The 12,919-nt window shown below is 63.6% G+C and carries 12 protein-coding genes; 4 read left to right on the forward strand and 8 right to left on the reverse strand.

Translation table 11 applies throughout. The features are described from left to right. Positions 1-116 precede the first annotated feature (116 nt). The 8 genes from BRX37_RS18605 to BRX37_RS27110 all read right to left on the reverse strand — a co-directional run bounded on the left by BRX37_RS18605 (position 117) and on the right by BRX37_RS27110 (position 8,276). Positions 117-554, reverse strand: a complete 438-nt coding sequence (locus BRX37_RS18605; protein WP_004213035.1) for a DUF411 domain-containing protein — start codon at positions 552-554, stop codon at positions 117-119. 68 nt (positions 555-622) lie between these two features. Continuing rightward, a complete protein-coding gene (locus BRX37_RS18610; RefSeq protein WP_015449261.1) occupies positions 623-1,864 on the reverse strand; it encodes an MFS transporter in 1,242 nt (413 codons plus the stop codon). Further along, positions 1,858-2,844: a copper resistance protein B gene (locus BRX37_RS18615; protein WP_015449262.1), complete on the reverse strand. Its 987-nt coding sequence runs from the start codon at positions 2,842-2,844 to the stop codon at positions 1,858-1,860. The genes BRX37_RS18610 and BRX37_RS18615 overlap by 7 nt, the downstream gene beginning before the upstream one ends. After that, a complete protein-coding gene (locus BRX37_RS18620) occupies positions 2,841-4,547 on the reverse strand; it encodes a copper resistance system multicopper oxidase (RefSeq protein ID WP_125988672.1) in 1,707 nt (568 codons plus the stop codon). The genes BRX37_RS18615 and BRX37_RS18620 overlap by 4 nt, the downstream gene beginning before the upstream one ends. A 25-nt stretch (positions 4,548-4,572) precedes the next feature. After that, on the reverse strand, positions 4,573-5,598 hold the full coding sequence (adhP, locus tag BRX37_RS18625) for an alcohol dehydrogenase AdhP (protein ID WP_004212676.1): 1,026 nt from the start codon (positions 5,596-5,598) through the stop codon (positions 4,573-4,575). 26 nt (positions 5,599-5,624) lie between these two features. Next, the gene (locus tag BRX37_RS18630; RefSeq protein WP_015449264.1) at positions 5,625-7,145 is read right to left on the reverse strand and encodes an aldehyde dehydrogenase family protein; all 1,521 of its coding nucleotides are present in this window, start codon (positions 7,143-7,145) and stop codon (positions 5,625-5,627) included. 251 nt (positions 7,146-7,396) lie between these two features. Then, the gene (locus BRX37_RS18635) at positions 7,397-7,726 is read right to left on the reverse strand and encodes a hypothetical protein (protein ID WP_017501290.1); all 330 of its coding nucleotides are present in this window, start codon (positions 7,724-7,726) and stop codon (positions 7,397-7,399) included. Between the two features lie 148 nt (positions 7,727-7,874). Then, positions 7,875-8,276: a hypothetical protein gene (locus BRX37_RS27110; RefSeq protein WP_017501289.1), complete on the reverse strand. Its 402-nt coding sequence runs from the start codon at positions 8,274-8,276 to the stop codon at positions 7,875-7,877. 398 nt (positions 8,277-8,674) lie between these two features. Between BRX37_RS27110 and BRX37_RS27115 the strand changes: the two genes are divergently transcribed. The 4 genes from BRX37_RS27115 to BRX37_RS18660 all read left to right on the forward strand — a co-directional run bounded on the left by BRX37_RS27115 (position 8,675) and on the right by BRX37_RS18660 (position 12,815). Next, the gene (locus BRX37_RS27115) at positions 8,675-8,896 is read left to right on the forward strand and encodes a hypothetical protein (protein WP_169863481.1); all 222 of its coding nucleotides are present in this window, start codon (positions 8,675-8,677) and stop codon (positions 8,894-8,896) included. A gap of 406 nt (positions 8,897-9,302) precedes the next feature. Next, the gene (locus tag BRX37_RS18650) at positions 9,303-10,985 is read left to right on the forward strand and encodes a multicopper oxidase family protein (RefSeq protein WP_234831873.1); all 1,683 of its coding nucleotides are present in this window, start codon (positions 9,303-9,305) and stop codon (positions 10,983-10,985) included. 940 nt (positions 10,986-11,925) lie between these two features. Further along, positions 11,926-12,072 (forward strand): HAD hydrolase family protein, encoded by a 147-nt coding sequence (locus BRX37_RS26810; RefSeq protein WP_231729621.1) that lies wholly within the window; start codon positions 11,926-11,928, stop codon positions 12,070-12,072. Then, entirely contained in the window at positions 12,069-12,815 is a 747-nt protein-coding gene (locus tag BRX37_RS18660; protein WP_004213020.1) for an HAD-IIB family hydrolase, read from the forward strand. Before BRX37_RS26810 ends, BRX37_RS18660 begins: the two co-directional genes overlap by 4 nt. The last annotated feature ends 104 nt before the right edge of the window (positions 12,816-12,919 follow it).

Raw genomic sequence — 12,919 nt, forward strand, 5'->3', positions numbered from 1 at the left:
GGATGCGCGGCTATGGGGGCGAGCGGGAGCATGCATCAAATGACTATACAGGTGGGGGCGAGCAAGTCCCAGTCATTCAAACAGGAAATCACCAGCGAGAGCCGAGGCGTGCGTGATCAATGCCGCGCGAAGACCTTCTGGCCCGAACTGCCGAACGACACCACCGCATAGGGTTGGCGGGCGGCGCCTGCCACTTCCATGCCCTCCGAGCCGATCGGCATCCCCGCCACCGCAATGCCTCTGACGCCTACGGGACGGGTTGCCAGCAGGCGCTTGATATCGGCGACCGGGACATGGCCCTCGATCAGATAGCCATCAACCATCGCGCTGTGGCAGGATGCCAGCGTGCCCGGCATGCCGGCCCTCCGCTGAAGCGCCCCGCGCGACGCATCGTCGCGCATGACGACCGTGCGGCCCAGCTTCGCGCGAAGCGCCTGGGCCCACTTCTCACAGCATCCACAACCCGGGTCCCGGTGGACGACGACATCATTCGCCGCAAGCGCTGCGCCGGGCAGGGCGAGGAACAGCAAGGCGGCAGAAAGACGGGTCTTCATGAACGGCTCCCGGAAGCATGCGATAGGGTTCCTAATGATCTATACGCATTGATGCCCCCTACCCCTCATCACGCTGAAGATTTCACGATGGCGCGCGGCCTCCAGGCGAGCGGCAAGGACACAAGCAGCGCCAGCGACAGACCACCAATCCCCCACAAGACTAAGTGCTGCGCCCCGGGAGCGACGACGGCGATCGCCAGCGGCGCGAGCGCCTGCCCGATGCTGGCGGCGGAATGCTGGAGACCGAGCTTCAGACCCGAAGGGGCTGCCGCACCGCTGATCCAGAAGCTGGTGACCAATCGAAGGGTTGCCGAGCTCCAGCCGGCAGCAACGATGATCCCACTGAGTTCGGCCATGCTCGCGGCGACAGGGAACAGGAAGAGCGCCGCAGCCAGCAGGCCGAGCGTCAGCCCCGCAAGCCGCCTCGGCATGGTCACCAGCCAATCGAGCCTCGCATGGAAGATCTGTGCTGCCAGCATGCCCAATCCGCAGAGACTGAGCATCCAGGCGATCTCTTCGCGGCTCAGCGAAATGACGCTCCGCGTCACCAGGAGATTGACATGCATCGCCGCCAGCCCGCCGCCCGCGACGATCGTGACGAAAAGCAGGATCAGCGTCGCGCCGAGCGTCGGCGCGGGCAGGTCTCCGCCATCGATGCAAGGTGCACACCAGCGCGGCAGACGCACGGCGCAAAGCGCCGCCCCGACGGCACCGATGCCGAAAGCGAGGATCATGAGGGGAGCGCGGGGCAGGATCGCGGCCGAGACCTCCGCCACCAGCGGACCGGCGAGATCGCCCAGAAACAAGAAGGCGGTCAGCCAGGTGAAGCGCCGCGCCTGGTCCGCGCGCTCGTTTGCGGCAAAGCTCGCGCAGAGCAAGCCCAACGGTATGATGGCGGCCGACGCCATCCCCGCCACCAGGCGCAATGCATAAAGCTCAGGCAGCCCGACGAGGCCGATCGGCGCGGTCACCAGGGCGAGGATGACCAGCGCTGCGCGCAACATCGCCCGATAGTCGACCCGGTCCGCGATCCAGCCCCAGAGCGGCGCCGCCAGCAAGGCTGCCAGGGGATGGACCGCGGTCAGGCTCGCGACATGAAAATCATGAGCGCTTGACGATAGCGCGCCACGAGCCGGGTCGACCAGTGCCGGAAGGAAGGCGAGAATGGCCGTCTGTCCCGCCGACGCCGCAGCCGCCGCGAGCAACAAGACGAAAAAGGAGGCCGGCCAGCGACCGTTGGCTTGCGATCCAGCCTTGTCACGCGGCGCGTTCGCGGTCGACCCCTCGAGTGGCCATCCGCGGATCACCACCAGGCGCGCAAGCCGATCACCAGCCTGTGTTCGGAAGGCCCTTCCCCGCGCAGGCGACGGAAATCGGCCGTGCCGTCAAATGCGCGCTCCCAGACGAAGCCGATATAGGGCGCGAACTTGCGCGACACCTCGTAGCGCAACCGTCCGCTCAGCTCGACATTGCTGAAGCCGCTGCCGAGCTGCCGATCGCTCGACCGCTTCGAATAGATATTGGTCTCCACCTGCGGCGTAAGGATCAACCGATTGGTGAACAAGACCTCATAGGACGCCTTGGCGCGCGCCGCGAGACGCCCATCGGTTCCTACATAGCCGGTGAGCTGGACGTCGAACCAATAGGGCGCCAGTCCCTCGACGCCGGCGGCCAGCCAGGTGGTCGCACCCTTGCCGAGATCCTGCCTGACCCCGAGCAGCGTGCCCCAGAACGGGTTCTTGCTGTGCCACCACAGCGCCTCGACGCTGCTCTCCGGATCGAGACGTTGGTCGCGGGAGTTCTTGAGCCCCTGGCTGCGCAGCCAGAGCTTGTCATTGTCCTGACCCTTGGTGACGAGCACGGTCCAGCCCACGCCCTGACCCTCGTTGCCGCTGGTGAACTCAAGCTCATCGACAAGTATCTTGGGGATTGAGAGCTTGTCGGCCATCTCATAGCCCGGCAGCGTCGAGTTGCGGTAGCCGTCGGCATAATCGTCCGAGTTGCGCGCGTCCGGCGGGGCCTGGCCGCCCTGCATCGAGCCCATGTCCATCGTGGCGCCGTTACCGGACGCCTTCGTGTCGGTCATATCCATGCCCGGCATGTCCATGCCCGCATGGTCCTGAGAGCCTTGCGCGGAAGGGGTGTGCTGAGCGGGAGTGGCCGTTTGGGCAGGGGTGGCGGCGGGCGACGGGGGCGAGGCATCCTGCGCGAGGGCGGGAGCCGTGATCGCCGGCGCCAGGAAGAGGGCAGCGCCAAGAGCGATGCCGCGCGAGGGGAAAATCCGGATCATGCGACCACCACCTCCCGGAACATGCCGGCCGCCATGTGATAGAGCAGATGGCAGTGGAAGGCCCATCGGCCCATGGCGTCGGCGGTGACGCGGAAGCTCACCCGCTGGGCGGGCTGGACCACGACCGTATGCTTGCGGACCTGGAAGGCGCCGTCCGGGCCTTCGACATCGCTCCACATGCCGTGCAGATGCATCGGATGCGCCATCATCGTGTCGTTGACGAAGGTGACGCGCAGCCGCTCGTTTGGCTTGAAATGAAGCGGCCTGGAATCGTTGAGCTTGATGCCGTCGAGCGACCAGATGAACCGTTCCATATTGCCCGTCAGATGCAGCTCGATGTCGCGCTCGGGCTCGCGCGGGTCGGGATCGCCGCCCGGCGTGCGCAGATCGGCCAGCGTCAGCACGCGCCAGCCGCGCCCGCGCAGCCCGGCGCCGGGATCGTCGAGATTGGTGCGCGGATAGTCGACGCGCATGTCGGTATTGGCGCCATATTCGGTGCGGGCGTGCCGTGCCCTGGCCGGCATCTCGGTCATGCCGTGCCCGGCATGCGCGTCGCCTCCCATTGCGCCCATCGTCGCCATCGCGCCCATCATGTCGACCGGCTCGAGCCAGGTCCGGGCATCGAGCGGCGGCACGGCTGCCGCCATGCCCGGGGCCGGTGCGATCGTGCCACGCGCATAGCCGCTCCGATCGATCGCCTGCGCGAAGATGGTGCGGGCGCCGCCCTCGGGCATGGTGAACTCGACGTCGTAGGTCTCGCCCGGGCCGATCCGGAATTCCTCGACCGTGACCGGCTCGACCGGCTGCCCGTCGGTCGATACGACCGTCAGCTCGACCCCGGGGATCCGCACGTCGAAGAACGTCGCCGTCCCCGCGCCGACGAAGCGCAGGCGCACGCGCTCGCCGGGCGCGGCGATACCGGTCCAGTTGCCGGCGGGCGGCGCGCCGTTCATCAGATAGGTGTAGGTCGCGGCAGAGACATCGCTGTAGTCGGTCGGGTTCATCCGCGAGCTGTTCCACATCCGCCGCCGCTCGAGCGCCTTGCCCAAGCCCATGGTGCCGACATCCTTGAGGAAATCGCCGGCGGTCGGCTGCGCAAAATTATAGTAGCTGCTCTGCTTCTTGAGATTGAGGAAGATCTGCAGCGGCGGCTCGTCCGACCAGTCGCTGAGCACGATGCAATAGTCGCGATCGGGCGCCCGCGCCGTCGGCACCTGTTTTGGCTCCACGATGATCGCTCCATAGAGTCCCGTCTGCTCGGCGAGCGTGTGAGCGTGATACCAGTAGGTTCCGCTCTGGCGGACCTCGAAGCGATAGGTGAAGGTCTCGCTCGGCGCGATGCCGGCAAAGCTGATGCCGGGCACGCCGTCCATCTCCGCCGGCACGATGATGCCGTGCCAATGGATGCTCGACATCTCCTTGAGGCCGTTGCGTACGCGCAGCGTGACCGTGTCGCCTTCGCGCAGGCGCAGGACCGGCGCGGGCACGCTGCCGTTCACGGCGGTCGCGATACGGCGTTTGCCGGTGAAGTTGACCGGCAGCTCGGCGATCTCGAGGTCGAACTCGGTCCCGCTCAGCTCAGCGGGCAAGGTTGGTGCGGATCGCGCGAGAAGCGCCGGGGCGAAACCGGCGACCGCGCCGCCGATCGCCAGCCCCTGGACGAAACGGCGCCGCGCGATCGGCCGGATATGTAAGGGAGACATGAACTGTACTTTCGCGAAGTCGGCTTCAGGCGAGGTCGAGGACGATCCGGCCCTCGATGTCGCCATGATGCATGCGGGAGAAGACGTCGTTGATGTTCTCCAGCTTGTCTGCATGGACCGTGGCCTTGACCTTGCCCTCGCCGGCGAACGCCAGTGCCTCGAGCAGATCGAGCCGCGTGCCGACGATCGAGCCGCGCACGGTAATGCCGTTCAGCACGGTGTCGAAGATCGACAACGGGAAGTCGCCCGGCGGCAGGCCGTTGAGCGCGACCGTGCCGCCGCGCCGGACCATGCCGAGCGCCTGCTGGAACGCCTTGGGCGAAACGGCGGTCACCAGCGCCCCGTGCGCGCCGCCAATGGCTTTCTTGAGCGCTGCCGAAGGGTCCTCGTTGCGCGCGTTGACCGTCAGTGTGGCGCCAAGGCGTGTAGCGAGGTCGAGCTTGCTATCGTCGATGTCGACCGCGGCCACATTGAGACCCATGGCTCGGGCATATTGCACCGCCATGTGGCCGAGCCCGCCAATGCCGGAGACGACCACCCACTCGCCGGGTCGGGCCTCGGTGGCCTTCAATCCCTTGTAGACGGTGACGCCCGCGCAGAGGATCGGCGCAATGTCGAGGAAGTCGACATTGTCGGGAAGGTGACCAACATAGTTGGGATCGGCGAGGACATATTCGGCAAAGCTGCCATTGACCGAATAGCCGGTGTTCTGCTGTTCGTGGCAAAGCGTCTCCCAGCCACCCAGGCAATGCACGCAGTGCCCGCAGGCGGTGTAGAGCCAGGGCACACCGACCCGGTCGCCTTCCTTCACATGGGTGACGCCGGCACCAACGGCGGCGACATGCCCGACGCCCTCATGGCCAGGAATGAAGGGCGGGTTGGGCTTGACCGGCCAGTCCCCTTCTGCCGCGTGCAGGTCGGTATGGCACACGCCGGTTGCCGCAATCTTGACCAGGACCTGCCCGGGGCCGACCGTCGGGATCGGCGCGTCCTCGATGACCAGGGGCTTGCCAAATTCGCGGACGACCGCCGCCTTCATGGTTTTCGCCATGTCCGTTTCTCCTTTTAAGCGGGGGGTCAGAATAGGCCGAGCGCGTGCTCGTCATAGGAGACGAGCAGATTCTTGGTCTGCTGATAATGATCGAGCATCATCCGGTGGTTTTCACGCCCGAAGCCCGATGCCTTGTATCCGCCGAAGGCGGCATGGGCGGGGTACTGATGATAGCAGTTGGTCCAGACCCGCCCGGCCTCGATCGCGCGGCCGAGCCGGTAGGCGGTGTTGCCGCTCCGGGTCCAGACGCCCGCGCCAAGACCGTAGGCGGTGTCATTGGCAAGTGCGATCGCCTCCTCGACCGTCTTGAACGTGGTGACCGACAGGACGGGACCGAAGATCTCCTCCTGGAAGATGCGCATGTGGTTCTGACCCACGAACACGGTCGGCTGCACGAAATAGCCCTGGTCGAGCGCACCGCCCGGCAGCGCCCTGGCGCCACCGACCAGACACTGCGCGCCCTCGGCCTTGCCGATATCGATATAGCCCAGGATCTTGTGGAGCTGGTCCTCCGACGCCTGCGCGCCGACCTGGACCGACGGGTCGAGCGGATCGCCCTGGCGGATCGCGGCGACGCGCGCCACGGCGCGCTCGATGAAGCGGTCGAAGATCGACTCATGGATCAGGGCGCGCGACGGGCAGGTACAGACCTCGCCCTTGTTGAAGGCGAACAAAGTAAAGCCTTCGAGCGCCTTGTCGAAGAAGGCATCGTCCTCGTCGAGCACGTCCGCCATGAAGATGTTGGGCGACTTGCCGCCAAGCTCCATCGTCTGGGGGATCAGATGGTCCGCCGCGGCGTGCATGATCTGCTTGCCGGTGACGGTCTCGCCGGTGAACGAGACCTTGGCGATGCGCGGATTGGCGGCGATCGCCTGGCCAACGGTCCGTCCCGGGCCGGTAACGACATTGAGCACGCCGGGCGGCAGGATGTCGGCGGTGAGCTCGGCGAACATCAGCAAGGTGAGCGGCGTCTGGGATGCGGGTTTGATGACGGTGCAGTTGCCCGCCGCCAGCGCCGGGGCGATCTTCCACGCCGCCATCAGCAGCGGGAAGTTCCACGGGATGATCTGGCCGACGACGCCGAGCGGCTCGCGGAAATGATAGGCGATGGTGTCCGCATCGATCGTCGAGATGCCGCCTTCCTCCGCCCGGATGCAGCCGGCGAAGTAGCGGAAATGGTCGATCGCGAGCGGCACGTCGGCAGCGCGCGTCTCGCGGATCGGCTTGCCATTGTCGATCGTCTCGGCAAGTGCCAGCAACTCCAGATTGTCTTCGAGCCGGTCGGCGACGCGATTGAGAATCCTGGCGCGTTCGGCGGGCGCGATCCTTGCCCATTGATCCTTGGCGGCGTGCGCCGCATCGAGCGCGCGCTCGACATCTTCCGGCGTCGACAGCGCGAACTCTGCGATCTGGGCGCCATTGATCGGGCTCGTGTCGGCGAAATACTCGCCGCCCGCAGGAGCGCTCCAGCGGCCTCCGATGAAATTATCATAGCGGTGTCGGAAGGAGGCCGCCGCGTTAATGGTCCCGATCGCCTTCTCGAACATAACCTGACTCCATCTCTATCGATGGCCTGACGGAGTAATCTCTTTGCCCGGGCGGCCTATAAGTAAGTTCCGCAGAAGGTAGTTTGGTATCGGTGTCGCGGTCTTTGAGGGTCAGACACGCCAACGGAGCCGATGAGTATTCATCGACTCCCGAACCTATTCGCGCACGCATGATCGGAATTATGCCGAGACACGCTACTCGGCTGATTCTTCTTTTGGGGAGGGCGGCGCTTGGCATTCCAATTCTGGCGTTACGCCCGGACGCGCTTTAGGCTCACCCAATCGCCTTTCTGAAGCGTCCCGTCCCTCACGCGAAAATGAGCGTAATGGTCGTCGAAAATCTGGTCGACTTCGACATGACCGACAAGGCGGCGGTGTCGCGGCGTTGCGTGATAGACTTCGAGTATCTGCCCGATGTGCGCGCCATCGGCCTTGCCCAGGCAGGCCACTGTGCCGCCCGCATCCATACGGACGATCTTGCCGCGCATGAACAAGCTATGGCCGATACCCTGTGCGAGGAGCGGCGTGCTGCCAAAGAACAGAAAGCCAATAGCAGCACCGACGCCAAGATGATTTCGCATCGCTGTTTCCTCTGTCACGTCAGACGCTCGGACCCGGTTTTGAAGGCCGGGAGCACGGGCGACGCTGGGCATCGTCAAAGAACTGGCCCGCCGCGGGGGCGGCGGCGGGCCCTCAGCCCCGGGGGGTGTTTTATCGGGGCTGGAAACTTCACATGTCGCTCATCGGCTTGTCGGCCATGGGCTTGGCGGTCTTCTTCTTCGCGGCCGGCTTGGCCTTCTTCATCGGCATCTTGCAGCAGCCACTCTTCGCCTTACCGGCCATGCCCGAGCCGTTCGATGCAGGCGACCCGCCGGACATGCCGGCCATCCCCGACATGCCCTGTTGATCCTGCTGGGCCGGTTGCCCCTGCTGCTTCTGCGCGCCGGCCTGATGATCCTTCATCATCTGATCGTGCATCTGCTGCCCGCCATGATCCATGCCCTGCTGGTGGGCATGGGCCGGCGCAGTCTGTGCGGGCGCGGGCGTCGACTGGGCGAGAGCGGTGCCGGCGGCGAAGGTTAGCGTCGCGAAGAGGCTGACGGTCGCCGCTAGAAGTGTCGTCTGTCGCATTGAGGGTCTCCGAGTGTTCGTCCTGTTGCCCGATCGACGTTCCGATCCCGGCAATTCCGAAGCTTCAATGCTGCTAGCGAGACGCAGTCTGTATACGTAACTTACGAATCCGCTTTGGATCGCGACTAGCATGCGCGGGATCGTGCGGGGTGGACCATGGTCCAAGGTCAAGCGAATTCATGATCCCGCTTGATGGCGGCCGACAGCGAAGTGCAAAAACCAATTGGCCCGCCGTGGGAGAACGGCGGGCCAAAGCTGCAGTTGAACCAGGCCACGGTCGTTGGCCACCCCGCCTCGTGATCGGAGCTGGCTTAAGTGCAGGGTCAGCAACCGCCCCGCGACCTACGCAACATGCGGGAGGCTCCGTCCTGGGTTCCCATCTCCCGCATAGCGATCCGATGGTCCTGCATCATCTCACCGTGCATCCGCACTTCGCGGTGTCGCATTCCTTGCATCTGGGCCGTCTCGGACCGAGCCGGCGCCGGCTTCGCCTTGAGCGTCTGCTCAAGGTCCGGCATGCCCGGCGGCATCCCATCGGCGAGAACTGGCCCGGCGCCGACGGCAAGGACGCCAAAGGCTGCGAGCGACGCGATAATCGCTGCTTTCTTGCGCAAATATGATTCCTTCAAGTCTGAGTTTCAGTTCGACCGGACACATGCCCGGTCGATTCTCGCTCCCCAGGGAGCTTGCCGTTGAGATGGTGTCGGCCTGGAGGCGGCAGTATACGTAATTTGCGAAGCTGGCGGTCAGCCTGCAATGTCCGCTTTAGTTCGGCTGCTAGCAAAAGCTGGGCGCGGATGACCGAAGACGGCGGCCATCAAAGCCTCCGCCTAGCCCGAGCACTGGAAAGCGACGCCGCCTGCTGCAGTGGCGAACAGCGAAACGTAAATCGCACGCCGCTTTTGCTTCGGCGCGATCGTGGCAAGGCCCACCGCCGAACCAGCCACTCGGACTGGCCCAGGCTAAATTGTCGGAATAGACGCTCGCTCGGATCGGTGCCGCAGTGATTGAACGCTCGCCTGGCTGATGATTGATCAACTGGCGAGGGCCGCGACCAGCTTAGAAGGGCAATTTTGTCTTCCCAGAGGGGGCGGGCACAAAAGCGATCGGTTCGGGTATTACGGATATTGCCCTCCCGCGCGCCCTTTAAGGGAAGAGCGGCGCTTCGCCTCGGTGGATCTCATCGGGATCGAGAAAAGCGCGCTTGCGTCAGTTTCACGATTGCTCAGGAGGGGCTTCGAAATGACTTTTCTGAATCGGCGAACTCTCTTGGCGGGCGGAGGCCTCCTGCTGGGCGCGGCATGCACGCGCAGATTTGCGACGCCGGACCAAGCAGGCACGCTGCCCATTCCTCGCCTGTTAGATGCACGCGACCATGGGCAGAGAATTGGACTGAGGGCGCAGGAAGGGGAAACCACTTTCTTCCCAGGGCGGCGGAGCGCCACCATGGGATACAACGGCAGCTATCTCGGCCCGACTCTGCGGGTACATCGCGGGGACGACGTGACGGTGACAGTCAGCAACAATCTGTCTGCTGATACCACGGTTCACTGGCACGGGCTGCTCGTACCGGGAGAGCTGGACGGCAGCCCCCACCAGACCATTAGTCCAGGCGAGACTTGGCGTCCGACGCTGCCGATCCGTCAGCCGGCGGCCACTCTCTTTTATCATTCGCATGCACATGGCCAAACGGCGGAGCAGGTCTATGCAGGCCTAGCGGGATTGCTCTTCGTCACCGACGAGGAAGAGCAAGGTCTCGGTTTGCCTTCGGATTATGGCGTCGACGATCTACCAATCTTGATCCAGGATCGGCAGTTCGTGGATGGCCGTCTGGTGTTACCGGCGGGCATGATGGTGGCGCTGGACGGGAGGCGGGGCAACGTTATTCTCGTAAACGGCGCGTACAACCCGCGAGCAGACGTTCCCAGAAGCTTAGTGCGGCTGCGGCTTGTAAATGGTTCGAATGCCCGGACTTACGATCTTTCGTTCAGCGACGGACGAGCCTTTTATTGGATCGGCACCGAGGGCGGCCTTTTGGAAAAGTCCGTTGAATTGCAGTCCCTCCCTCTGGCCTCCGGTCAGCGGGCTGAGATTTTGGTGGACTTCAGCGATGGCAGACCGGTCTCGTTGGTCTCGGCTCCAGACCAAAGCACCCTGAGGATGCATGGCATGAGCATGATGCATCGGCACGAGGCTAGCGAAAACAACGCAGGCAATGAAACTGTCCTCACATTCTCACCGCGCTTGGCATCGAGTAAGCGAGGTAGCACCACGCTTCCCCTCCTCCTGGCGTCCCGCGCGGTGCCAGATCCGGCTACGGTCGTCGCACGGCGACGTCTGGTGCTCAACATGAGGCTGGGAGGCATGATGGATAGCGACGAAGAGCCGCTAACGATCAACCACAGGCGATTCGATATGGATCGAATCGATGAGGAGGTCGAGCTTGGCGCCGTCGAGATATGGAAAGTCTCCGGGCAGAAAATGGCCCATCCCTTCCACATTCATGGAGTGCACTTCGACGTGCTAAGTCGCGATGGCGAGGAGCCAGATCTTCTTGATCAGGGGCCACGTGACACCATCGTCGTGGACGAACCGGTCGAATTATTAATCCGCTTCGACCAGCCTGCTTCAAAAGCGCCCTTCCTGTTCCATTGCCATATCCTGGAGCACGAGGACGAAGGCATGATGGGTCAGTTTTCCGTGACGTAGTGGGAACAACTCAAGAAGCGAAATCCGATCCTGCATCTGCCAATAAGGGGGCAATGCTCGACGTGTGACTTCGAACTCCACTCTCGTTTTTGTTCCCTTTTCGGGCTTGGGCCAGAACGTTTCGCACATCTCGATCGAAGGCATTCGATCATCCCGGACACTTGTGCATCACATGACGAACCCTGCGGTTAGTCACGGCCACCAGGCGCCGCGGGCCGCGCTCTATAATGACCATACGCTTGTCGGGCCGTCCCGCGGCCGCTGTCAGTACTCGCGGCAATGAGTAAAAGATGGTATCGCCGCGTTCATACCACTTTCCTCCGCCAAGCGGCGTCTGGTCAGGCAATCGGATTTCGCTGTAAGATCCGTTGCGATTAAGAACCCAGGCCATCCCCGACTTACAGCCGGATCGGCCATCAAATGACCAGACACCCGCGAGCTTGGTGGTCGAGGTATCTTCCCCTGCGGGAACGACCCTGGCCGGCGAAGGTAGCGTTGGCACAGTGAGCGCGGCGAAAATCGCCCAGATGGAACACGACCACCGTGTGAAAGTGAGCAGCCGGCATCGATATAACCCGTTAAGCGCGATCGTCATACTATTCCCTTCCGATCCACACTCACTCCGCTGAGAGCTTCGTTGGTTGCCCTTGGCAGACTATGCAGACCATCTGCCGGTGGTAATGCGTATTTGTCGCTAGACAGAAGGGACGCCTGCGATGGCATCTGATCGCAGATCGCCCAGGACAAGGCAGCCGGCGCAGAACTTGGGATGACGGTGATCGGCTCATGCGCAGTGCAAGCGAGCAACCACATGAGCGGTAACGGGGGCGACGAGTTCGCTTCCGGACGAGGAAAAGGTGGCCCTATGCCAACAAGCGAGCTGGCGTCGATGCCCTGGCGCGGGCGCTCGGCCACATGCCCAATGACCTGCCCTTTGCTCGTGCGCACCGGCCTATCGATCGCCATGGGCAAGGCGCCTGAGGAGATCCGTAGCGCAGCGCACTACATTTCAACCAGCGACGACAAAGATGGCATCGCCGATGCCATCGACGCATTTCTGCTGCCGCTTGTGGGAGGATCATCATGAAGCGACTGGCCGCTTTCGACCTCGATGGAACGCTCGCGCTCAACAAGCAGCCGCTCGACGATGAAATGGCGGATCTGCTTACCCGCCTGCTCGACGTGACGATGGTAGCGATCATCTCCGGAGGCGACTGGCCGCAATTCGAGAAACAGGTGGTGTCGCGCATGCCCGCCCGTGCGCGGCTCGACAATTTTATCATCCAGCCGACCACGGGCACCAAGCTATATCGTCACGCCGACGGCCAATGGACGCGTATCTATGCCGATCTGTTCACCGGCGACGAAAGCCAGCGCATCCGCGAAGCACTGACCAAGGCGGTCGAGCAGGCGGGCTATGCAAACGAGAACATCTGGGGCGAGCAGATCGAGGATCGCGGCAGCCAGATCACATTCTCCGCGCTCGGTCAGCAGGCGCCGCTCGAGGCCAAGGACACGTGGGATCCCGATCACGCCAAGCGCAAGAAATTGCAGGCCCTGCTCCAGCCGTTGCTGCCAGGCTTTGCCATCAATATCGGCGGGGCGACATCGATCGACATCACCCGCGAAGGGATAGACAAGGCCTATGGCCTTAAGCGCCTTTCCGAGCAGACCGGCGTCGCACTCGACGAGATGATCTTCTTCGGTGACGCGATCTTCCCGGGCGGAAATGATTATCCGGCCAAGCATCTCGGGCTGGATACCGTGCGAGTCCGCGACGTTGCCGAAACCAAGTCGGTGGTTGGCGCGATCGCTGCCTGGCTGGTCTAGAAGCGCTACCGCCGATCCTTAACCAGTCCCGCTTTCGCACCCATACGACCCAGCTTCGCAGCGGTCCCACATTGTAGAGCCGACGGATCGCTTCAATGGTGCTG

Origin of the sequence: Sphingomonas sp. S-NIH.Pt3_0716, assembly GCF_003950715.1 — a bacterium.
GTDB lineage: Bacteria > Pseudomonadota > Alphaproteobacteria > Sphingomonadales > Sphingomonadaceae > Sphingobium > Sphingobium yanoikuyae_A.